Source organism: Pseudomonas sp. LBUM1658, from assembly GCF_059716055.1.
Genome location: NZ_CP166798.1, coordinates 1,902,965 through 1,923,398 on the forward strand (window position 1 = coordinate 1,902,965; position 20,434 = coordinate 1,923,398).

Sequence of the window (20,434 nt, forward strand, 5' to 3'; positions counted from 1 at the left end):
GATTGATAGCAAAGACCCTGGTCGAAAGACCGGGGTTTTTTGTATGTGGAATTTGGCTTCTCCTTGCCTCCTGTTCCATACACAATGGCGTAGGAGCTGCCGCAGGCTGCGATCTTTTGATCTTTTGATCTTTTGATCTTTTGATCTTTTGATCTTTTGATCTTTGCGATGGTGGTGCCCGCAGAAAAGATCGCAGCCTGCGGCAGCTCCTACAGAATCAGAAGCCGTACTTGTCCCGCAGGCCGTAATACCAGGCGCCTAATGCGGCGAATGGCGTGCGCAGCAATTGTCCGCCAGGGAAAGGGTAGTGCGGCAGGTCGGCAAAGGCGTCAAAACGCTCTGCCTGACCACGCAGGGCTTCGGCCAGGACCTTGCCTGCCAGATGCGTGTACGTCACGCCATGGCCGCTACAGCCTTGGGAATAGTAGATGTTGTCGCCCAGGCGTCCGACCTGTGGCAGGCGCGACAGGGTCAGCAGGAAATTGCCGGTCCAAGCGTAATCGATCTTCACATCCTTGAGTTGCGGGAAGGCCTTGAGCATCTTCGGTCGAATGATCGCTTCGATATTCGCCGGATCCCGCGCGCCATACACCACGCCACCGCCGAAAATCAGCCGCTTGTCACCCGAGAACCGGTAATAGTCGAGCAGGTAGTTGCAGTCTTCGACGCAGTAGTCCTGGGGCAGCAGGCTTTTAGCCAATTCATCACCCAGGGGCTCGGTAGTGATGACCTGAGTGCCGCAAGGCATCGACTTGGCCGCCAGCTCTGGAACCAGATTGCCCAGGTAGGCATTCCCGGCAACGATGATGAACTTGGCCCGGACTTTACCTTGGGGCGTATGCACCACCGGATTGGCCCCGCGCTCGATGCGAATGGCCGGCGACTGCTCATAGATAGTCCCGCCCAGCGACTCCACCGCAGCGGCTTCGCCAAGAGCGAGATTGAGCGGATGCATGTGCCCGCCACTCATGTCGAGCATGCCCCCTATGTACTGATCACAGGCCACCACCTCGCGTATGCGGCGTTGATCGAGCATTTCCAGCTGGGTATGGCCATAACGCTCCCAAAGACGCTTCTGCGACTCCAGATGGCCCATCTGCTTGGCGGTGATCGCGGCGAACACCCCGCCGTCTTTCAAATCGCACTGAATCTGATACTTGGCCACACGCTCGCGGATGATCCTGCCACCCTCGAACGCCATTTGCCCGATCAGCTGCGCCTGCTTGGGCCCGACGCTGCGCTCGATCACATCGATATCGCGGCTGTAGCTGTTAACGATCTGACCGCCATTGCGACCCGAAGCACCGAAACCGACTTTGGCTGCTTCCAGCACAGTCACCCGAAATCCGTTCTCAAGCAGGAACAGCGCGCTGGAGAGACCGGTATAACCGGCACCGATCACGCAGACGTCAGTCTCTACGTCATCCTGCAGCAATGGACGCGGCGTTACCGCGTTAGCCGATGCGGCGTAATAGGAATCCGGGTAGGGGGTGTTCGCCATCCTGCAGCCTCTGTTTAATATATTTTACGAGTGCATCGATCCTACCTGAGTTGAAAAACGGCTGCCAGCCAGCGAAAAATCTTCTTTGTCGCGCTGAAATTAAAAAATTCGCATATTCATAGGCTTAGCCGCAAAAAAGGTGTTGACACCCCTCCGGAATTCCGTAGAATGCCGCCACACAGCAGGCACGTAGCTCAGTTGGTTAGAGCACCACCTTGACATGGTGGGGGTCGTTGGTTCGAGTCCAATCGCGCCTACCAAACAAAATCCGCTCTGCTGGGCGGTCTAGAAGGGCTCACCGAAAGGTGGGCCCTTTTTTGTTGTCTTGAATTCATGCAGAACGTTCACAAAATAACGGGTCCGTTCACACTGAGCAATGTGAACGCCAGCAATGGCCCGTTCTGAGCTGGATTCTTCTTCGTTTCAGGGTGGAGTAGGGCACGGCATCACGCTGTGCTGGGCAGCACAGTGACCGTGTATCCAGTCCTATTCGCCACCTGTCTTGCGTGCCTTGAGCGTGCCCCGGTAAGCCATTACCGTGAAGAGTACATTTGTACTCTGCCCTTCGGACCCTAGGCCATGACAGACGATATCGACCACAGCGGCTTTGAGCTGGGGCTGCCCACGCAACTGGAAATGCTCAGTCACCAGTGCCACCTGCTGGAATCAGAGCTCGACGAAACCAACGCTGAGCTACGGCGCTGCCGTGAGCGGATTGCCACGCTGGTGTGCATGCACGCACTGACAGTCAGCGATCGGGACAGCCTGAGAGCATCGGTGAACACGTTGAAAGCGGAGTTTGAGCTGCTTCGGACGCAGAGCAGGTGTCAGGGTCAGTATGGCGACTACAGCACCTATCCATGGCTCAGCAAGGACAAGCCCTAGCACCAGGGCGACACCGCGACCTGATGGCAGGATGCAATGGCTCTGGGTATGCTTCGCGTCCAATCCAGCGGAAGGAGGATCACGCGCTATGATCGTGAATGTCACAGACGCTAATAAGTACGTGTATCACTACACCACAGCCGATATTGCACTCAATCATATCCTCAGGAACGGGACGCTTATCCGCTGGTGTCTGACACATGCCGTCTTTTCTGAAGGCCGGGCAAGCCAATTCCTCAACAGCTTTGTGGCGATAGGCTACTATCAAGCTAATTCATTGGCATGCACCGGGAGAGGGGGATGGGCAAAGTTAAGGCACTGGCGGGGGCGTCTGTGATGCTAATAAAGAAGCTCGATGACCATCGAGACCGGATTGCTGATCACGCTGATTCTGTGGCAAAAGCTGGCAGGCTTGTGGCTGCTGCGACGGTGGCCGGTGCGTCAGTTGCCGCCCCTACTGGTTTGACCGCTCTGGGAGTAACTATTGGCGTTGTCAGTGCTCCTGTCATAGTTACTGCCACGCCTGTCATTGTTTCCATCGCGGGAGGGATGATGCTCTTTTCGGCGGCAACCTCTCTCTATGCAAAAGCTCGGAAGAAGCGAATGACTCGCGAATGACTCGCGGTTTAGCGACCTTATCTCTTCGCCATATGTAACATACAAAGCCCATCTCAACTCAATGAGACTTGCGGTATGACGATTAAGCGTACGACCTTTTTGCCCCTCGCCTTGCTCGCCAGCTTTATAGCATTCTTCTCATCTAATGCAATCTCTGCCGAACTGACTTTCAAAGCGGGAAGCATTTTTCTAACCGGTCCAATTGAAGGAGGGGACGCCGAAGGCATTGAGAAGCTTGTCAAATACGCAAAAGGCATAGATTCGCGCAGTCCTTGGTATATTTTCCTTAACTCCCCTGGAGGTGACGTAGCAGAAGCATTCAGAATTGGGCGAGTGATTAGGAGGCACGAGCTAACTGTCTGGCTGCCAGGTAACGCCTCCTGCTTGAGTTCGTGTGTATTTGTGCTTGCGGCAGGGGTTACAAAGTTGCGCCAAGGGTTGGTCGGAATTCACAGACCCTACTTCACCGAGATGCCTGCAGGGGATGTCGGCACCGGTCTAAAGCAACTCTTGGCGGCCTCGGAAGACTACCTCGACGAAATGAATATACCTAGGTCTTTAGCGCAGGAAATGTTCTCAATCCCTCCAACGAATATCAGATATCTCACTAATGAAGAAATAGAGCGAAATCGCTTAGATCAACCAGACATGGCGTATCAAGAGAAGGAGGATTTAGCGCGAGCAAAGGGGCTCGGGCTAACCAGGACGGAATATATGCGACGTGTGAAGCTCGCGGAAGAGCAAGATAATAAGTGCGCAGAAGGGTATCATCCTGAACTTGCAGTGAACTATATGAATTGTCTGGATTCAGTGCGTAAAAAATTGGGCCTGATGCGCTAGCCATTTGAGTTCTTTTCAGATGATGCGTATACGCCTCCTTGAGGAGGTTGATCAATGCCACCGGATTTGAAGTGGAGATGCTTACTCGTTAATTAGTGGTATGCCATTCGATGGAGTCAAGCCACTGCAATACGTAATATCGAGCTATCACAAACGTCAAGAGAGTCAACATGAAGGCATGGATTGGAGCGGCTGCACTGGTCGGGACTTTGGCGAGCGGCTTGGCGATGGCGGGAGACGGAAATCAGCTACTTAGGGCCTGTAAAGAGGCTATTCGCGATTCGAATGGCGACCGCGACACCAGTAGTATAGACATCGGATATTGCCTAGGGCTGGTGAACGGAGTCATGAACACCATGGATACAATGAACGAATACCTACTCCCCAAAGAAAGGACGTGCTTCCCCGCTGGGCTAATGAACCAGCAGGGGGCAAGAATCGTCGCTAAGTACCTAGAGGAACATCCAGCGTCACTACATCGCGACGGTGCTTTCCTAACCATGGCAGCCTTTCAAAATACGTATCCGTGCAAAGGATAACCAAGAACCATTCCCGCAGTTTTGGTCCCGCGTTACGGTTCGTAGTCTGTCAGATGAGCCTTTGAAGATAATATCCTTGAGCCATCATTGATCTAAAGTGGAAGGCCGCATGAAAAAGGGACTGTTTTTGGTAGCTGTGATCACAGTCGCAGCGCTTTCAGGGAATGCCTATGCTCGTGGTAGCAGCTTTGGCGGACACTCTTCGTACAAATCAAGTTACTCTTCAGGGAGTCGCTCTGATCATTCTATCAGTGGATATACGCGAAGTAATGGAACGTATGTCCGGCCTTCCCATGCTACAAATCCAGATGCTACTAGGAATAATAACTACAGTACGAAGGGGAATGTGAATCCGTACACCGGAAAATACGGCACCAAGCCTCGCGATTGAGGGTGGTAATGAGTAGCTGACCTGTAGTCCTGTGGTCAAGTTTTCAGGTGGCTGTGTGGATGGAGTTCAAATCCCTATCTCTCCGCCATTATACGTAAAGCCCCGCAGATTAAAGTCTGCGGGGCTTTTTAGTTTCTGGATTGTACGTAGCAATTGTACGTAACCTTCCCACCCATCACCCACAGATTGAGCATCACCGCTCACCGCTCACCACTGCGCTGTGCATGCATACAGTATTCGGTGGCGGTGATGATGCCTACGACTGACGTAGTCGCATGATCGCATCTGTGATGGCGTGAGCGTTCGTGTCCAGCGTTTCCAGAGTGCTCATGGCGTTAGCAGCAACACTTCCCACCCCATTCTCTGAGAACCACTTAGTGACCTCTTCTATCGCGGCTGCTAGGGCGTGCTGGTTATGCGGCAGCGGTGTTAGTGCGTCCGCTGTGGTGATGTTGGCTTCTGATCTATCCGGCATGGATATCGTCCTTGAGTGATGGTGCGGGAAGCCTAGATCATCTAGCTGTTGGCTGGGGCGGGGGTGGGTAATTGCACTGGTCTGCCCTATTGTTTGCATTCGACCTGATCAGCCCTTTGGACCTGATTTTACCAGCACGCTTCTTGGTCATGACCGGCAGAAGACGACCCATGCAGACGGTCGACACCGGCGCAAATCGGTTAACTGCTCCCGCAATCAGGGGTACCTGCCTGAGTCACGCAAGGTGACTAGGGCAGACGCTTACATACGTAAACGCGAGGTTGATTGTCTAAGGTACTGACGGGGTAACTAATTCCTGAACTAAAGCTCATTCATGCGCAACTGTTGCAAACATTCGTCTTCTGGAAATAGCCCAACCAGTCTTTTATATCCATTTCGTCTTCAGGTTATTCGATTTAGTTCTAATGTTTTTGGTTTGCCTTTAGGGAATGGGCTTGCGTCCCGTAAGTTAGATATTACACTCAGAAAAATGCACGGATGTACTGGTGAATTGGCTTTGGTTTGTACATATATCGATACCGGAGGCGAGTGTATATGGTTGATTTAATAGGCAATCTACCTACGGATGAGCAAATAGAGTCTCTCGCTGAATTGGCAGCACATCCGCGCTATAGGGATTTGGCAAATGAGCTTGGCTCAAAAGATGGTGTAGAGTTGACCGATGCGGTTTTAGAGTATGCAACGCCAGAATGGTTTAAGGCTGAAGGGCTGCCATTACCCGACGGCGCAAAAGTCAACCCGAGACTATTTGAAGATCCCAATTATGCACTTCCATTTAAGGATTTGAACGAGTTCTCTACAATGATTTCTACGGTTAATAATCCCAGTAATCCGTTGAACCCTATTGTCAATCCAGGAGGGGGCGCCGAGCCCAAGCATTTTCCGATCCCTCCAAAGTTTCCCGGTGGAATTTCTTCAGGCGATCCACGAGCAATAACGATTTGTGCGTCTTTAGGAGGAGGCTTTGGAGTTACAGCTTGCATTAGTGTCGGTAATTGAGGGAGAGGACGATGCCAGTAACGAAAGACGAAGTTGTTGATGCATATAAGAGGGTTCGGGACTTTGCTGCGTCAGCCGAATTTCAAGGTGTACTTCGGGACTTAAATGACGTCGCGCCTGAAAATAGGGCAGAGTTTGTTATGTCTGTGCTGCTGGATCCTGAGGAGCTTAACGAAAGAGGGGTGAATATTCCAGGTGATCTTGTAATCCAGCGGACTGTGTTCGAGGATGGGCGACCAACACTATTTTGTATAACGAAATACCTGAGCGATGGAGTGACTAAGGTAACAATTACCTTTGATAATCCTTCACCGCAGTAAGCTGCATCTCTTAGCTTTGGTCTCAGGAGGGCAACTGTGAGCTCTAGATAACATGTAATTTATGGACGAAAAATGGGGCGGCGAAAAGGCGTTCTAGCGAGCGGCCATGTTACGGGGCTGGGCAGCCTCTTTCCACCGACTGACTGCTTCTGGCCGTTCTCTGTCGGTCGTCACTACGGCGCCTGTTGGTCAAGTCGAATGCAATCGGTTGGTCAGCACGGATGCAATTGACTGGTTAGTGGCAATGCAAATGGGTGGCCATGTGGGATGCAAGTTATCCCACTCTCCACAGAATCCCAATTTTCCCCGCATTAAATCGGGACTCGCTGATGAAGGAGGGGCAGGGTGTTTGGCGATACCTAGGACTGGCGTAGCCGCATGATGGCGTCTGTGATGCCCTGAGCGTTGGTGTCCAACGTTTCCATGGCAGCCCTTGCGTTAACGGTGACACTCCCCACTCCATTTTCTGAGAGCCACTTGGTGATCTCATCTATAGCAGCACCTATGGCGTGTTGGTTAACGCTTAAAGCACTTAGTACGTTGGTTAGTTAGTCATCTTTCAAGAGGACTGCCTTTCATTCATCACTTATCTTATAGCAGGAACAGCTTGTGCGTTCTTGCTATAAGGTAGCGTACACCGCATCGAAGTCCTTACACGCCTGATCAACTTTGTACTTCATCGTCAGAGATGCAGAAAGTTTAACTAGCTGGTCGAATAGTAGATGTCCGGACTGAATAGTGCATCGACCAAGGCACTCAGAATTATCCGCCCCATAGAGATACACCGTGTAAAACACGCTATTGGCCTCCCGATTCAATCCAACCGTTAAATATTTAATCGGGTGCAGGACAGACGCCTTGCGCAAGGAAAACTGTAGTGTATCTTCAAAAGGCGTAAACATTGCCGATGAAGACATGACAAAGAGACGAGCGATATCAAGGGCATCTTCAACCTGTTCCAGCGTTGGCGCTATATATTCGTGCTCCAGAGTATTACGTAGCTTAACGACTTTACGTAAAAGCTCAGGCGCCAACAATCCTAATCCTCTTAACTTCTTAACCTTCTGCCAAACATCTAGCTTTAAGAATTCACAACCAAAAGATTTTAGCAGTCGATCCATTTGACAAACTATTGCCCGCTTGATGTTTGCTATGCAGTTTATCAGTGCCGAAAGTCCGCCCCGTTGAAAGTCTTCTTCTGCCAAGATAAGAAGCTCAGTTGGGGAGAAGTCAAACTCGACCAAATTGAAGCTCCCGCCGATTAGAGACACGCCACACCTGCTCAAATCAATACCATGTTCAACGCAAAAGGCTTTGATATCCATGTCCCCTCCGGACCAGCCCTACCTGTCTAGCAGCGAGCGGAACTAGTATACCAGCTAAGAAACAAACCAAACGCTCGCTCGCCAATGGCTGGCAGAAGTATCTGGGGGCCGGGGCGCTCAAGCCTCTGAGGGAAGACTTCTCTCCGATCCGTATAACAATTCGGACTAGAGAGATGCTGGGGAATGTGGCATTGTGCCACCCACCATACACGGAGGTGATGAGATGGCAGATAACGACGAGAAGAAATGTCCGTACTGTGCGGAGACGATTAAGGCTGAGGCGCTGAAGTGCAAGTTCTGTGGGGAGATGCTGGATAATCAGGGTGGTGGAAAGCACCAGCGTAAAGAAGCGGTGAAGTCGGGCAGTACGGCGGGGAAGGTCATTCTGTGGATTATCCTCACTCCCGTATTAGGCCTACTGGGGATGATGGTCCTAGGAGCCGCGATCAGGGCCACGGAAACCCCTGAAGACAAAGCTCGCAAAAGTGCGGCCTTGGCCATCGAACTCTGCTGGAAAGACGTAAAGGACGATCTGGAAGAGCGTTCAACCCGAAGGTTTGTCAGAACTGTGTGCGAGAAAATGGAGGGCGACTTCCAGCAGAAGTACAATCGTGCCCCGTAGGGGAGAGGCTACTTTCCAAATCCTAGCAGTTACGTAACGCCAGCAGGTCATTCAAGGAGGGAGCAGCAGATGTTCAAGCAGTTAAACATAGGCGGCGAAGACAAGACGGCAGAGGTCAGGGAGTTCGTGAAATCCATCGGACTGGATCGCTTCACTCCAGATAGGTTCAGCTCGTTCTTTGCCGTGCAACTGTATTGTCAGGCGGTCCATGGCGGTATCTCCCCTGAGCGTGTGATGGCGGAAGTTCAGGCCCTGGAGAACCCAGAGAGGCAGAGTGCGACGAAGCCGCCAGTCCGGTTCAATAGACTGCCGCTAAAGGGGCTTTGGCATAAGCACCATCTAGTCCACGACCTATCGTCGATGGCGACGAACTTACTAAACGGCCTCAATAAGCAAGGACTCCCCAAGTTGGCGGAGAAGGTGCGAGAGGCTGAAGCATCGGGCGAAGAGCGTTTCTTCCAAGTTGAAGATATCGCTGAAATTGCTCGGGAGGCCGTTGAAGAGAACTATGAACGGCGGTATGACGCGGGCGAGATGACTGGCGAATGGATCGTTTACGCCATCCACGAAGGGCGGAATTATTACCTTTGCCTAGGGGCACATAAGTCCGGGGATGAGGCACTGCGACAGCAGATCGACTCTACCTGCGTGCCAGAGTTTCCGTTCCTGAAGGACATTCTCGCGCCCCTAGAGTAGGCACGACTCTCCATAATCAAGCTACCTGACCTTTTTCTAAAATCGGGTGGCACGCAGCAATATCAGCACTGTCGCTGGCGGAAAAATCGCAGGGATATAGGCACTACCGATACCCTTTGGTAATTTTCTGAATTTCGGCTGCGTGTGGCTCGGTGTCATTGCGTCCGCTGTTGCAATGTTGGCCTCTGAGCTATCCGGCATGGCTATCGTCCTTGAGTGGTGATGCGGGAAGCCTAGATCATCTCGCCGCTGGTGGGGGACCACTTTTCCAGATCCGCTGACATCTGGGTAATTGCACTGACTTGACTACCCATTTGCAATCGACCCGACCAGCCATTTTCATCGGAATTGACCACCACACTCAGCAATCATGACCGGCAGTGAACGCCCCATAGCTGACATTCAAGATAGGCACCTAATGGCCGATAACTGCTTGTCGAATAAAATATAATTTTGCGCCAATCGAGTAACTTTTGGATCTAGCATTACGATTTTAGAAATGGTATCTAAATCATCAAGTCGGAATGCCCACCCAAACATAGGAGTGAAGGGATGTACCAGCAACCTAAAATTTTTCTGATTGACGCTCATGAAACCGTTCATAAGGCCCTACTAAAAAACTGGGCTAACATTGGCACTGGCACACTGGGTATTCCGTACAAAGTACCTACTGATAGCAGCTGGCGCCCAGTGATTCAGAAAAGAACTCTTAGCAAGTTTGAAGAGTCAGATTTAATTATTATTGATCTTGCATCAAAAGGTTTGGCCGGGAACTCGAATGGGGAGAAGCACACGCCCGAAGAAGAAGTCGATTTATGGGCCAAGTGCGACAAAGGTTGGATTGACGCAAGGGCTCGGACAGTCCTGCTCGCAAAAGAAGATTTTAATCGCATAGTAACGAGCGGGGGCGTTCTTATACTTTTTGCAGGGCCTGATAGCCCAATGGAGTTTCAATGGGCATCAGCTAATAGCCGTGGACTTGTAAGTAAAAGTGGCGTTTCAGGAGGCGTGTGGAACTTAATTGGCCCCATGGATAGGATAAATGTTTTCCCTGAGTCCGGATCCGTAATCAATGTGACAGACAATTCGCCGATAGGAAAGCTTTTGAAGCGACACTTGGATGGCGCTGAGTTTACATGCGTTTTTAAAACAAAATGGACTAACGATGACACTTGGACATCATTAGCAACCAATAAATATGGATTGGACGTCGCCTTAATCGCAGAGCATGGCGACGGCGTTGTCATGATATTTCCTCAGCTTGCAGACAAAGCAAGTTTCATGGAGGAGTTGTTAGGGGGCGTTTTACCTGAAATTCTGCCCAGCCTTTTCCCCGATATCGAAAAGGGCAAGTGGACTCATCTCCCAGAGTACGAACTCGAACAGATCATTGAATTAGAAGCTAAAAAAACCGTGGTGATCGCTGAAGCAGAAAAGGAACTAAATAAAATACAACAAGAAATTACCAGGCATCGTTCTACGAATGGCTGGATACACGATCTAATTACCGGAACAGGTGACGATCTGGTTAACGCTATAAAAATTGCCCTTTCAGAACTAGGGTTTGAGCGGGTTATCGATGTCGATGAAATACGAGACGCCGAAGGCAAAAGCCGGCGCGAGGACTTGAGAATAGAAGACGGCGACCCTACTCTAATCATTGATATAAAAGGAGTCGGCGGAAAAGCTAGTGATGATGATCTTATGCAGGCAAACAAGCACGCAATGATCAACATGAAGGAACTCAATAAAACCACCATACAAGGTTTGTCGATAATTAACCAGCAAAGACATCTACCTCCTCTTCAAAGAGATAACAACGAACCATTCCGTCAGGAAATACTGGACTTTGCTGGAGAGACGGGATTGGGGCTACTGACCACCTTCGATTTGTATCGAATGGTGGTTAATAAACAAAGGCATGGCTGGTCGTCAAGCTGGGTTAAACCGCTATTTTATGGGCATCAACGAATTACGGCGATACCTGCGCATTACCAATATATCGGAACCGTATCTAAAGTATTTACCGAGGTTTTCGGCATGCACATTCTGGAAAATGGAATCCAGGTAGGTGATTACCTAGCGGTGGAGGGAGATATATATTTTGAGGAGATCGAAGTTGAGTCAATTCAAGTAAATAATGTTGCCGTAAAGAGCGCTACCGTAGGCGATCCTGCGGGCTTTAAGTGGCTGGCAAATGCAATGAGGCTTCGAGAAGGTATGCGCGTGTATGCTTTACCGAAAGCTTTGCTGAACTTGAAAGCGCAGCCTTAAGACTCCGTAATACTTTTAACCCAAGACCTATATCGAATTCCAGTTCATATCATATGTTCCGAGATTCGGATGCGTGATGCAGCCCTTTGGCGAGCGGCTGCTTCTGGCCCAGAGTGTGTAAAAACGTCAGATTGGGTTTTCTATATCGACGATAGGAGACCGTGCTCACGTTTCGCAAACTGATCAAGGTCACGACGTTTTCAGGAACAGTTAAAACGGCTCAGTAGCCTCTTAAAGCCCTTTGGATGGGGTAAAAAAGACCGGTTTTTACGCCGTTAACGCTTTCATCAAGCCAGTGGTGCCGATAATTTTCATGACCCGTTTCAGGTTGTAGGCGAGCACATTCAGGCTCATCTCTGCACTCACCCCGTTCAGTTTTCGGGTCAGGAAGTGTGTCGCGCCCATCCATTGCTTGAGCGTCCCGAAGGGATGCTCAACAGTCCGTTTTCGGATCCGCATCATTTCCGGCGCGTTGCTCAGCCGGTTCTGCATTTCCTCCAGTACGGCTTCATGCTCCCAGCGTCGAACCCGCCGTTCCGTGCTCGGTGTGCACTGCGGTTTCATTGCGCAGCCCCGGCATTTCGAACTCCAGTAACGGTGCAACGTCAGGCCTTTTTCAACGTTGGTATAGCGCCAGATCAGCGCCTCTCCAGCCGGACAAATGTATTCGTTTTTCGCTGTGTTATAGATGAAGGCATCGTTATTGAAGCGCCCGTCTGCTTTGGCTCCAGAGGTCATTGGCTTGGGCACATAGGCAGTGATGTTGGCATCGTGACAAGCCAGGATTTCTTCGCTTTTGAAGTAACCTCGGTCAGCCACTACCGACAGCGTTTCTGACGCCATCGCTTCGCGGGCCTGCTTGGCCATCGAGCTGAGTTGATCGCGGTCGGAGCCGACGTTGGTGACCTCATGCGCAACGATCAAATGGTGCTGGGTATCGACCGCTGTCTGCACGTTGTAACCGACGATTCCCGTGCCGCGAGTCATCATGGAGCGGGCGTCTGGATCGGTCAGTGAGACCTGTTTATCCGGCGATTCGTTGAGCTGAATTTCAATGACCTGTAACTCTTTCATCTGGGCTTTGAGCTTGTCGATTTTCTCTTGCAGACGAGTAGCCTTGGGCTGAGCGATTGAGGGTTCTTGCTGATCGGCTTCGTCGAGAGCAGTCAGATACCGATTGATACTCGATTCAATTTCTTCCATTCGCCGCTTCAGCTTGGCACTGGTGAAATTGCGGTCACGGTTGTTGACGGCCTTGAATTTACTGCCGTCGATGGCAACCAGATTTTCTCCGAATAATCCCAGCTGCTGACACAGCACCACGAACTGGCGGCAGACGCCTCGGATGGCCTTGCTGTTGTCTTTTCGGAAGTTGGCGATGGTCTTGAAATCGGGCATCAAACGCCCGGTCAGCCACATCAGCTCGACGTTGCGTTGGGCTTCTCGTTCCAGGCGCCGGCTCGACTGAATGCGGTTCAGATAGCCGTAGATGTAGATCTTCAGGAGGACAGCGGGATGGTAAGCCGGCCGGCCAGTATCTGCTGGTATGGCACCTTCAAAACCCAGTTTGACCAGGTCAAGTTCGTCGACAAAGACGTCGACTACGCGCACCGGATTGGTATCCGTGACGTAATCGTCGAGGCTCTCGGGAAGTAAGGTGCTTTGGCCTCGATGCTCACCTTGAATAAAGCGCTTCATGGGCGATCCTTGCGATGAAATCCTCAGAAATCATAGCAAGGGTTCGCGAAAGCGTTTTTACACACTCTGGGCCGTTATCTGTCGGTAGTAAGCCACTCTTTGAAATCTGTTGATACCACACTTTTCAATTTTTACACTTGCCCTTGGGCAATATCGGTTGAGATCGCCTGGTCACAATATCAGAGCCGGTATCTGGAGAATTGCTGAAACTAAGCATTATGGAGGGCTTACCCTAACCCCTATTCCTTCCTGTAGGGCCATAGGCGCCGTAAATCGCCAAATATCGGTGGGGTACACAGGCAACCAATAGAGCGTTACTGTAATCGCTTCCTGGGAGCTTGCAGGGGCTTATACCTTGTTAATCTCAAGCCCTAAACGCTGCATCACACGCATCACGGCAGTAGGGGACCACTGACCACCACGGGCGGTGGGGATGTTGCGAGAGACAAGGCAATCAGCTACTGCCTGGAGGCTGGTGGCACCGTCATGAATGCATAACCGGATCGCGTCCTTCACTAAGGCTGCACGGTCGTCTGCCTGCTGGCGCTGGGTATCGTGCCCCTTGGCCCTGTTAAGCATGCTGCGGCCCTTGGCGAGAGCCTGGGAGCGGTTGCTGATCTTTTGCACGGCCTCGGCATCACCACCAGCGGCACGCGCTTCCAGGGACTTCAATGCGGCCTTGGTACGTTCGCTGATGAAGGTACGTTCCTGCTCAGCCAGCATTGCATGGATGTGCAGCTCTACCGTCGAGGCGTTGGGCATCGTTGCTACCTTGAAAGTGCCCCGTTTCATCAAACCGGCGATGTGTTCAACGTCCCGGCTCAAGCGGTCCAGCTTGGCTACCACCACGGTACGGCCATCCGCGAAGGCTTTAGCGCCCGCTGGACGCTCCAGGGGGTGAATCGAGCCCGATACGCCCACGTCCTCATATTCGGCTACCACTGTCCATCCCTGCTGCTTGGCAGCGATTTTGACGTACTCCCGCTGGGCATCGAGGCCGAGGCCGGACTCACCTTGCCCTTTGGTGGATACGCGGTAGTAGGCGACAACTTCCATGCAGGTGACTCCGTAAAGTGGGGTGACGGGTTTATTTTACAACTGTTAGAACGACCGATCAACCATTGTAATGGTGGGGCCCACCCTCTTTTGCCTGGTTGCAGATTGGGGTCGAGCTGGCCCCTTATGTCAGAGTCGTGTGCAATGTATGGGCGCATCGTTCGAGGGTTCTGACGACGATCAGACGCTTGATGCCAAAAAGAGGCGGAGAGTTGATTCTGGCAAGCGATGAGCAGACATTTTTTTTGCGATTTACTCTGATACGCTGCTGAAACACTCGTTTACAGGAGTTGTTCGCATGATTGGCAAGTTAATTTCGACGGGTTTCAGTTTGGCCACCTTGCCCGCCCGCCTGACTTTTCGCAGCGTCCGCGCCTTGGCCATGACGCCTGCCGAAGCCAGCCGCCTGCTGGCGGACATGCGTCAGGCATCGGATCAGGCGGTGCAGGAACTCCAGGGGCTGTTGGCCAACGTCGATGCGGACATGACCCACAAAACGGCGCACCTCAGTGCTGCCGACAAGCGCCTGGCAGCCGAACTGGCCCTGCACTCCGCCGAACAACATCTGAACATGGCCGCGATCAACATTCTGCGGGCCGTCTGGCTGACGCTTCACTCGACGCCGAACTTGCCGCCAAGCGAGCTTGATAAGCGGCTTGAACAGACACGTAACGACTAACAGACCGTCCGGCGGATCGGTCGATCCGAGCGAGAAATGGGAGCTCAGCATCCTTGAATCGGCGCTTCATGTGCAGGTGGGGTTTATGGAGCGCTTACTGTGCAATGACTGTCCAAGCGGCATGCAGGCCGCCAGGTATAGTGCAGGTCGGCCCGGCGATGCCGCTCCCCCTGTAGCGCAGGTCTCGCTATTTCTTGTGCTGTGATCAGGCTGGTGTGAGGAAATCTGGCGTTACGGTGGGAAAACCGCGTGTCGAGCGTACTTGGCTTGACCCAGTTGTGGCGTAGGCCCCGGAAACAGGGGATTTGGCGCGCCTACGGTGATGTAGTGGGTGTGACCGACGCCTGCGAGGGGATAGATATTGATTAGTTTTTATCAGCTATCCGCAGGGTGGCTGTAGGGAGGTCGCCATCCCTCACTTGCTGACAAAGAGCCTCCACATCGGCGATGAGTGCAGATGGTTGGCATTTCAACGCAACGGCAAGCTTGAAGATGATGTTGATGGTCGGTTGATTGACGCCTCGTTCGATGAGACTTACGTAATTCCGCTGAACATCGGCCTCCAGTGCCAGCTGCTCTTGGGTCAGCCCTGCAAGCTTCCGTCGCTCGCGAAGAACTCTACCGAATGCCAACCCTGCGTCCAAGCCGTAACCCCCTAAGTGAGGGGTGAACTGTCGTTCCCATGGCTTACTACGTCTTCACAATATACTGTGAATATTTGGTTCTACATGGCACCATTCTCCATTGCGTTGTTGGCATTACTGGTCAGCCTGAGGGCCAGGCTAGAGCCATCGCATGAGCTAGTTAAATTGACTACAGACCCCAAGGAGCTGCGTGATGAACGAACAGAAAGGTACAACCCCATATGCCGCCGATGGCGAAGGTGAAGCCTTATACGCCAACCCTTTAGCCTTTATGGAGCTGAGTCGGTTGAACCGGACGAACCCGCACGCTGTGTCAGTCATGCTTACGCTGATGTCGATCATGGGTAACAACGGAGTTGTACAGACTACCCAGGCGACAGTGGCCAAGCACTGCAACTCCACACTGCAACAGGTCGAGAAAGCTGTCGCCGACCTTGCGGATGCCGGTTGGATCTACTCGGTGGATGCGAGCACCGAACCTGGAGGTCCTCTGGTGTGCTTTGTGAGCCCTGACCTGGCCAGAGTGGAAAAGCCTGACGAGCAGATGTAAACCAACTCCCGGCTCCACCCAAGCCCATGTCTGCGCGCTAATGATCACATCTGGACGTTAACGTGTGTGGGATGGGCTACCCTTGGCCCATCTAGGTGGGCTACTTAAAAGAATCTCAATCGTCTTTGCTGCATTCCGATGCTTCGCCACCTGCACAAGGGAGGAAAGGGGGAGCCCCCTCCCGCTTTTGCTTTGAATTGTGCAAGGGGAACTGGTGCCTGAAGGCACAGACTAATTCCGCGTGACCATAGTCACGGCTAACCGTCTTGCATTGATTAATCGTGGCTCAGGCCACAAGTCACCTCAGCAAGGTTCAGAGCAAAAGCAACAGCGGGGAGGGGCTCCTGCCCCCTGTCTCCCCTTGATCGGATAGAGTTGTAATCGGTGCCTCACGGCAGAGGTGCTTATATTGTGGCGTAGGCGCCACCAGTAACGATAAAGATGCACTGCTCTCACGGTAGATGCATTGGGGATCGTGTAACTCATTCTTTAGTAGATGGGGTCGCATCGTGCAGATGTATGAATTCCCTTCCTTACTATAAGAAAGGGAGCACCAACCCGTCATACCCGTCATGACATCGCTAGAGCCCTTACGGCGTGGGGCGTACAGCCATGACGGGTTGCTTTTTTACCCGACATGAACCCGTCATACCCGTCATGGCTCCCTCGTGTTTGAGTAAACTCGTTGCAACTCGGCGGGCGGGGATGACTCCGATAGATCGGCTGCCAACCCCCTGGGAGTGATCCACACTCTCCCGTTCGTGGTTCGTTTTGCCTTGCATCCCAGTTCGGACAACTTCTCAGCTACTGCACGATTGCTCAAGACTTCCCCGGTCTCTATGTGGTACTGGGCTTCGATGTCCAAGGCTTTCACAACCATATGGTCTGCAATGTAATCAGTAATGAATTCGGACAGCCTTTCCTGGGGGCAGAAACCTATCATCTCCCTCTTGCTGGTGGTCATCGGAGGGTCACCCCATGGTTGGAACTCGGACAGATCCACTATCTCTATCAAGTCCCGCACAATCTGCATGCCGCCTTCCTCCAATAGCCAAGGTTTGAGAATCGTGTTGATGAAGAACATCGTCTCTTTCTTCGACTCCTTGTGCGTGATGAAAGCAGGCACCCAGAAGCGGCGGTCTTCCTGCTCCAGCGGCAATGGGAAATGGTCATTGCTCGTTATGATGAAGTTAAGAAAGTTATTCACCGTGGTGTCGGGGATATGCTTGCGTCGCAGCGTAATCGTCTTGTTCCCTTGGATTGATTTCAGGGTGTTAACCGTCGACTCGGGGTTCTTGTAGACCTCGTCAATCACAATGAGAGTCTTGCCAACTAGAGCATCATTAAACTGACCGACCACGTCACCTAGAGCCACTGTCCCTACGCTCGATTTCCCCAGCAGGCCCGGTAAAAGCGTTTCAGCTAGGAAACCCTTGCCGACACCATGCTCGGAACGCAGCAAGACTGTTGCGTTGATACGCTGGCCGGGATAGCGGACGGCATGAGCTAACCAATCCCGGAAGTAGTACCGCTCTTCCTGCACGGGGAAGAGGCGTTGCAGGAACTCAATGAAGGGCCCTGCATCGCGTGTAGACACTATTTTGCCGCTCGGTCGAATGTCCGGGCCGGTCCACATGTTCAATAGCCTGTTACCGTCGTACTCCATGATTCGACGGTAGTCACCAGGACGGAAGTCTTCAGCGAAAACAATAGGCAACTTGTTGAGCAGGCTTTCACCGGTAATGTCTTCACTTCCGCCAGCATCTCGGTAAGCTTGGAGTAGCATCATAGGGTTGCCTTGTGGGGCGACTCCCATGTTTAACAGGTCGCGGAATCTGGGGCGGCTGTCCGTCGAAGGAACAATCACGAATCGATTCTGTACAGAGCGTATTGCGGTGATTTTTTGGTCAGTTAAGTCCACTACAGGTCCAGGCAAATTTTCTTCCTTGACTTAAAATGTTCAAATAGTTTCCTCTCCGAAAATTGGGGAGTTCCAGTAAGTTAGCGGGGCTGAGTCCAAGTGGCATTAGACCACTTACATCCTTTGCTTATGTCCAAGCAGTACATAACCCATTTCAGCTTAGCTGTCGATTGGCTTGAGCATGCGAAATGAAATAAGTGTAGTGCTGAATGTAGCGTGGCTTGCCTAAACTTTCACGTAGCTTAATAGATGACTGGTTTCGCGACGCCAGTCATCGTGTAAGTTTCTGCCAAGGGTTTGCTGGGACTAAAAATGGTATCTGTTATGCTTGGCCTTACTCACCTATGGGGTAAGTCAGTGCAAATTAAGCGGCCAGTTTTTCCGAGAACCATCCAGCTTCACGAAGTAGCTTGCCAATATAGATTTCACCTTTGCCGGTTACCATGGTTTTGTTGGTTCGGTAAGTGTTACCCGCTTTGCTGTATACCTTTCCTACAACTACGAAGCGCCCGGAGTCAATGTGTCGCTGGTAGGGAGTGTTGTACTCGTCTGTCATCAACACGTTGCAGTTGCGTAGTAGCTTGAAGAGCTTGTTGGGGCCGATTCCATACTTCTTCGCTACCTCGCTTACCGTCTGCAAGTTCGAAGCGCCTTGTACCGCATCATGAAATTCAATCTTCGGTGCGTCCCGTTCCGCCTTCAGGATCAACTGCGTGTATTCTTCAGTCATAGCCTTAGCTTGCTGGATGATGGTGTGAAGGTAGGGTACTGGATTATCCAACACGTACTGGGCGGCATTCTCGTGTACCGCTACACCACTTGTCGCAAGGCGGTCATACGCCCGGATTACCTTCAAATGATACTCGGAGCTGATCCACATGGCGTAGTCGTACACTAGTTCTTTCGCCACATAGGTGCCGCCATAGCGACCTGTCTTAGTCTGCAAAGGGTACGAATCTGTACCTTTGGCTAGTTCGCTAATCAGCTCTTCTGCTTGGCGTGCCCACAGTGTTGGCTTGTGACGAGGCGCTCCGCCAGCAGCTTTGTGGAAGTCATTGAGACAATAGCGTCCCTCACAGTCCTGCCGTACGTAGAAATCACTGATCATGATTTTTGTAGTTTGGTCATCTTTGATGCTAATAATGTTGCTCATTTATAATGCTTTCCTTGCGGTTTAAGGGCCAGCTACTGCTGACGATAGTATTTGTGTTTCTATTAAGCTGCTACGCGGCTTTCCCAACGCTGCATGATTTCTTCGATCTGCCTGGCTTTGCATTCTTTGCGGTACTCTTCGTATAGTGGAATACGGTCACGCAATTCGTCTGCAAAGAAATACAGGTCCTTGCCGTTGTCTAGGACGTCAATCAGCTCTTCCTCAATGAGAAGTCCTTGGTAGGTTCGCTCAACCCATTCACGGTTGACTCGTTCCATATATGCGGCATGCGCACGGATATCTGACTCTTTTCCGTAACCCAAGGAATAAGAGCATGATTGAATCAACATTGTGCTACTGTCATAGATCACCCAGTCATCGGCTTGTAGGGCAATGGCTGAAGCGACTGAGGCGCATGTAAAGCCGATCTCGACTGTGATCTTTGCCTCACACTCATCCATGCGGCGACACAAGTAGTCGCAGGTTTCCATGCTTCCGCCGGGTGATGAGAGCTGAATATATACTTCGTCTTCTGCCCTTGCATTGGTAAGGATATTGATGAAATCGCCGTACTCCCAGATTTCTCCAATGGGGCCAGTGATCGGTACTACGTAATGCATCTTGCTATACTGCTTGGTAATGATCTTCTTGGGGCAGAAGGCGCTTTCGAGTTCTGCGAGTTCATTATTGGCTTGGTATTTCATTTAGTTGTCTTCTCTTACGGATTTCAGGTAATAGATGCCCGTCGCTCGAAGTTATGAGCTTATACGGGAGTGGGTAACCTGTTGCATTGGATTTGGTGGTGTTGGTGTAAATGGTTGCAGAAAAGCTAATTCATTTGCCTGTCCTTTGTTGTTCTTTAGGCAATAGAGTGCCGTAACGTAAACTTTGAGTTTCGTCGTACTTGTGGTGTGTGGGAGTCGAGTTTAAATATTGACTCTATGCTCAGTCATGTATGGAGCGCGATTCTCTTAATACCTATTGTTGCTCTCTGTTGGTGGTTTAATGGCGTTTTTCGGGTGCGGACTTATCTTGCGATTACGGCATAGTGGTTACTCAGACAATTCAAACTAGGGCTGAAGAAGTTCGGGCTTGGAAAATTCCGGGCACGACAAAACCTCTTTGCGGCCCACCCAATTTTTGTTGGAGGTGCAGTAGAGGCTTATGAAATAATTGTTTCAGTTAAGCTGTTGAGCCACTTTGCGTTGGTGGCGGGGTGCATTGTTT

General features: G+C 51.5%; 20 protein-coding genes and 1 tRNA gene. 12 read left to right on the plus strand and 9 right to left on the minus strand.

Going from position 1 to position 20,434, the window contains the following annotated elements; genetic code table 11:
- Nucleotides 1-217: 217 nt before the first annotated feature.
- A complete protein-coding gene (locus ACA064_RS08645; protein ID WP_497672985.1) occupies nt 218-1,501 on the minus strand; it encodes an NAD(P)/FAD-dependent oxidoreductase in 1,284 nt (427 codons plus the stop codon).
- A gap of 183 nt (nt 1,502-1,684) precedes the next feature.
- On the opposite strand from ACA064_RS08645, the gene ACA064_RS08650 reads away from it, so the two are divergent.
- The 5 genes from ACA064_RS08650 to ACA064_RS08670 all read left to right on the plus strand — a co-directional run bounded on the left by ACA064_RS08650 (nt 1,685) and on the right by ACA064_RS08670 (nt 4,383).
- Nucleotides 1,685-1,761, plus strand: a tRNA-Val gene (locus ACA064_RS08650).
- Between the two features lie 319 nt (nt 1,762-2,080).
- The gene (locus ACA064_RS08655; RefSeq protein WP_497672986.1) at nt 2,081-2,386 is read left to right on the plus strand and encodes a hypothetical protein; all 306 of its coding nucleotides are present in this window, start codon (nt 2,081-2,083) and stop codon (nt 2,384-2,386) included.
- 300 nt (nt 2,387-2,686) lie between these two features.
- Nucleotides 2,687-3,004, plus strand: a complete 318-nt coding sequence (locus tag ACA064_RS08660) for a hypothetical protein (RefSeq protein WP_497672987.1) — start codon at nt 2,687-2,689, stop codon at nt 3,002-3,004.
- Nucleotides 3,005-3,079: 75 nt separating this feature from the next.
- The gene (locus ACA064_RS08665; protein ID WP_497672988.1) at nt 3,080-3,844 is read left to right on the plus strand and encodes a COG3904 family protein; all 765 of its coding nucleotides are present in this window, start codon (nt 3,080-3,082) and stop codon (nt 3,842-3,844) included.
- Nucleotides 3,845-4,071: 227 nt separating this feature from the next.
- Nucleotides 4,072-4,383 carry a Rap1a/Tai family immunity protein gene (locus ACA064_RS08670; RefSeq protein ID WP_497674201.1) on the plus strand — a complete coding sequence of 104 codons (312 nt, stop codon included), beginning with the start codon at nt 4,072-4,074 and terminating at the stop codon, nt 4,381-4,383.
- Nucleotides 4,384-5,030: 647 nt separating this feature from the next.
- On the opposite strand, the gene ACA064_RS08675 is transcribed toward ACA064_RS08670, so the two are convergent.
- Nucleotides 5,031-5,249, minus strand: a complete 219-nt coding sequence (locus ACA064_RS08675) for a hypothetical protein (protein WP_497672989.1) — start codon at nt 5,247-5,249, stop codon at nt 5,031-5,033.
- A gap of 555 nt (nt 5,250-5,804) precedes the next feature.
- On the opposite strand from ACA064_RS08675, the gene ACA064_RS08680 reads away from it, so the two are divergent.
- Nucleotides 5,805-6,269 carry a hypothetical protein gene (locus tag ACA064_RS08680; RefSeq protein WP_497672990.1) on the plus strand — a complete coding sequence of 155 codons (465 nt, stop codon included), beginning with the start codon at nt 5,805-5,807 and terminating at the stop codon, nt 6,267-6,269.
- 11 nt (nt 6,270-6,280) lie between these two features.
- Nucleotides 6,281-6,589 (plus strand): hypothetical protein, encoded by a 309-nt coding sequence (locus tag ACA064_RS08685; protein WP_497672991.1) that lies wholly within the window; start codon nt 6,281-6,283, stop codon nt 6,587-6,589.
- 620 nt (nt 6,590-7,209) lie between these two features.
- Here ACA064_RS08685 and ACA064_RS08690 read toward each other — a convergent pair.
- On the minus strand, nt 7,210-7,914 hold the full coding sequence (locus ACA064_RS08690) for a hypothetical protein (protein ID WP_497672992.1): 705 nt from the start codon (nt 7,912-7,914) through the stop codon (nt 7,210-7,212).
- 223 nt (nt 7,915-8,137) lie between these two features.
- Between ACA064_RS08690 and ACA064_RS08695 the strand changes: the two genes are divergently transcribed.
- The 3 genes from ACA064_RS08695 (at nt 8,138) to ACA064_RS08705 (ending at nt 11,506) form a co-directional block, all read left to right on the plus strand.
- Nucleotides 8,138-8,536 carry a hypothetical protein gene (locus ACA064_RS08695; protein WP_497672993.1) on the plus strand — a complete coding sequence of 133 codons (399 nt, stop codon included), beginning with the start codon at nt 8,138-8,140 and terminating at the stop codon, nt 8,534-8,536.
- 69 nt (nt 8,537-8,605) lie between these two features.
- Nucleotides 8,606-9,232, plus strand: coding sequence for a hypothetical protein (locus tag ACA064_RS08700; protein ID WP_497672994.1), 627 nt, complete (start codon nt 8,606-8,608; stop codon nt 9,230-9,232).
- Between the two features lie 552 nt (nt 9,233-9,784).
- Nucleotides 9,785-11,506, plus strand: a complete 1,722-nt coding sequence (locus tag ACA064_RS08705; RefSeq protein ID WP_497672995.1) for a hypothetical protein — start codon at nt 9,785-9,787, stop codon at nt 11,504-11,506.
- 267 nt (nt 11,507-11,773) lie between these two features.
- Here ACA064_RS08705 and ACA064_RS08710 read toward each other — a convergent pair whose 3' ends face one another.
- Together ACA064_RS08710 and ACA064_RS08715 are read right to left on the minus strand one after the other, a co-directional pair.
- Nucleotides 11,774-13,204 (minus strand): IS1182 family transposase, encoded by a 1,431-nt coding sequence (locus ACA064_RS08710; protein WP_497672996.1) that lies wholly within the window; start codon nt 13,202-13,204, stop codon nt 11,774-11,776.
- A gap of 348 nt (nt 13,205-13,552) precedes the next feature.
- Nucleotides 13,553-14,260 (minus strand): recombinase family protein, encoded by a 708-nt coding sequence (locus ACA064_RS08715; protein ID WP_497672997.1) that lies wholly within the window; start codon nt 14,258-14,260, stop codon nt 13,553-13,555.
- 298 nt (nt 14,261-14,558) lie between these two features.
- Here ACA064_RS08715 and ACA064_RS08720 point away from each other — a divergent pair, with 298 nt between their 5' ends.
- Nucleotides 14,559-14,939, plus strand: a complete 381-nt coding sequence (locus ACA064_RS08720) for a hypothetical protein (RefSeq protein ID WP_497672998.1) — start codon at nt 14,559-14,561, stop codon at nt 14,937-14,939.
- Nucleotides 14,940-15,304: 365 nt separating this feature from the next.
- Here ACA064_RS08720 and ACA064_RS08725 read toward each other — a convergent pair whose 3' ends face one another.
- A complete protein-coding gene (locus tag ACA064_RS08725) occupies nt 15,305-15,583 on the minus strand; it encodes a helix-turn-helix domain-containing protein (RefSeq protein ID WP_497672999.1) in 279 nt (92 codons plus the stop codon).
- 193 nt (nt 15,584-15,776) lie between these two features.
- On the opposite strand from ACA064_RS08725, the gene ACA064_RS08730 reads away from it, so the two are divergent.
- Nucleotides 15,777-16,133, plus strand: coding sequence for a hypothetical protein (locus tag ACA064_RS08730; RefSeq protein WP_497673000.1), 357 nt, complete (start codon nt 15,777-15,779; stop codon nt 16,131-16,133).
- 655 nt (nt 16,134-16,788) lie between these two features.
- Here ACA064_RS08730 and ACA064_RS08735 read toward each other — a convergent pair.
- From ACA064_RS08735 to ACA064_RS08745, 3 genes are all read right to left on the minus strand, one after another.
- Nucleotides 16,789-17,922 carry a primase-helicase family protein gene (locus ACA064_RS08735; RefSeq protein ID WP_497673001.1) on the minus strand — a complete coding sequence of 378 codons (1,134 nt, stop codon included), beginning with the start codon at nt 17,920-17,922 and terminating at the stop codon, nt 16,789-16,791.
- A gap of 496 nt (nt 17,923-18,418) precedes the next feature.
- A complete protein-coding gene (locus tag ACA064_RS08740) occupies nt 18,419-19,207 on the minus strand; it encodes a phage antirepressor KilAC domain-containing protein (RefSeq protein WP_497673002.1) in 789 nt (262 codons plus the stop codon).
- A gap of 62 nt (nt 19,208-19,269) precedes the next feature.
- On the minus strand, nt 19,270-19,911 hold the full coding sequence (locus ACA064_RS08745) for an ATP-dependent Clp protease proteolytic subunit (protein WP_497673003.1): 642 nt from the start codon (nt 19,909-19,911) through the stop codon (nt 19,270-19,272).
- Between the last annotated feature and the right edge of the window lie 523 nt (nt 19,912-20,434).

Bases quoted from the DNA above. Each gene is read 5' to 3' on its own strand.
- ACA064_RS08680 (WP_497672990.1), top strand. From the start codon at position 5,805: ATGGTTGATTTAATAGGCAATCTACCTACGGATGAGCAAATAGAGTCT.
- ACA064_RS08690 (WP_497672992.1), bottom strand. From the start codon at position 7,914: ATGGATATCAAAGCCTTTTGCGTTGAACATGGTATTGATTTGAGCAGG.
- ACA064_RS08660 (WP_497672987.1), top strand. From the start codon at position 2,687: ATGGGCAAAGTTAAGGCACTGGCGGGGGCGTCTGTGATGCTAATAAAG.
- ACA064_RS08685 (WP_497672991.1), top strand. From the start codon at position 6,281: ATGCCAGTAACGAAAGACGAAGTTGTTGATGCATATAAGAGGGTTCGG.
- ACA064_RS08700 (WP_497672994.1), top strand. From the start codon at position 8,606: ATGTTCAAGCAGTTAAACATAGGCGGCGAAGACAAGACGGCAGAGGTC.
- ACA064_RS08740 (WP_497673002.1), bottom strand. From the start codon at position 19,207: ATGAGCAACATTATTAGCATCAAAGATGACCAAACTACAAAAATCATG.
- ACA064_RS08670 (WP_497674201.1), top strand. From the start codon at position 4,072: ATGGCGGGAGACGGAAATCAGCTACTTAGGGCCTGTAAAGAGGCTATT.
- ACA064_RS08745 (WP_497673003.1), bottom strand. From the start codon at position 19,911: ATGAAATACCAAGCCAATAATGAACTCGCAGAACTCGAAAGCGCCTTC.
- ACA064_RS08730 (WP_497673000.1), top strand. From the start codon at position 15,777: ATGAACGAACAGAAAGGTACAACCCCATATGCCGCCGATGGCGAAGGT.
- ACA064_RS08715 (WP_497672997.1), bottom strand. From the start codon at position 14,260: ATGGAAGTTGTCGCCTACTACCGCGTATCCACCAAAGGGCAAGGTGAG.
- ACA064_RS08655 (WP_497672986.1), top strand. From the start codon at position 2,081: ATGACAGACGATATCGACCACAGCGGCTTTGAGCTGGGGCTGCCCACG.
- ACA064_RS08665 (WP_497672988.1), top strand. From the start codon at position 3,080: ATGACGATTAAGCGTACGACCTTTTTGCCCCTCGCCTTGCTCGCCAGC.
- ACA064_RS08735 (WP_497673001.1), bottom strand. From the start codon at position 17,922: ATGATGCTACTCCAAGCTTACCGAGATGCTGGCGGAAGTGAAGACATT.
- ACA064_RS08705 (WP_497672995.1), top strand. From the start codon at position 9,785: ATGTACCAGCAACCTAAAATTTTTCTGATTGACGCTCATGAAACCGTT.
- ACA064_RS08675 (WP_497672989.1), bottom strand. From the start codon at position 5,249: ATGCCGGATAGATCAGAAGCCAACATCACCACAGCGGACGCACTAACA.
- ACA064_RS08720 (WP_497672998.1), top strand. From the start codon at position 14,559: ATGATTGGCAAGTTAATTTCGACGGGTTTCAGTTTGGCCACCTTGCCC.
- ACA064_RS08710 (WP_497672996.1), bottom strand. From the start codon at position 13,204: ATGAAGCGCTTTATTCAAGGTGAGCATCGAGGCCAAAGCACCTTACTT.
- ACA064_RS08695 (WP_497672993.1), top strand. From the start codon at position 8,138: ATGGCAGATAACGACGAGAAGAAATGTCCGTACTGTGCGGAGACGATT.
- ACA064_RS08645 (WP_497672985.1), bottom strand. From the start codon at position 1,501: ATGGCGAACACCCCCTACCCGGATTCCTATTACGCCGCATCGGCTAAC.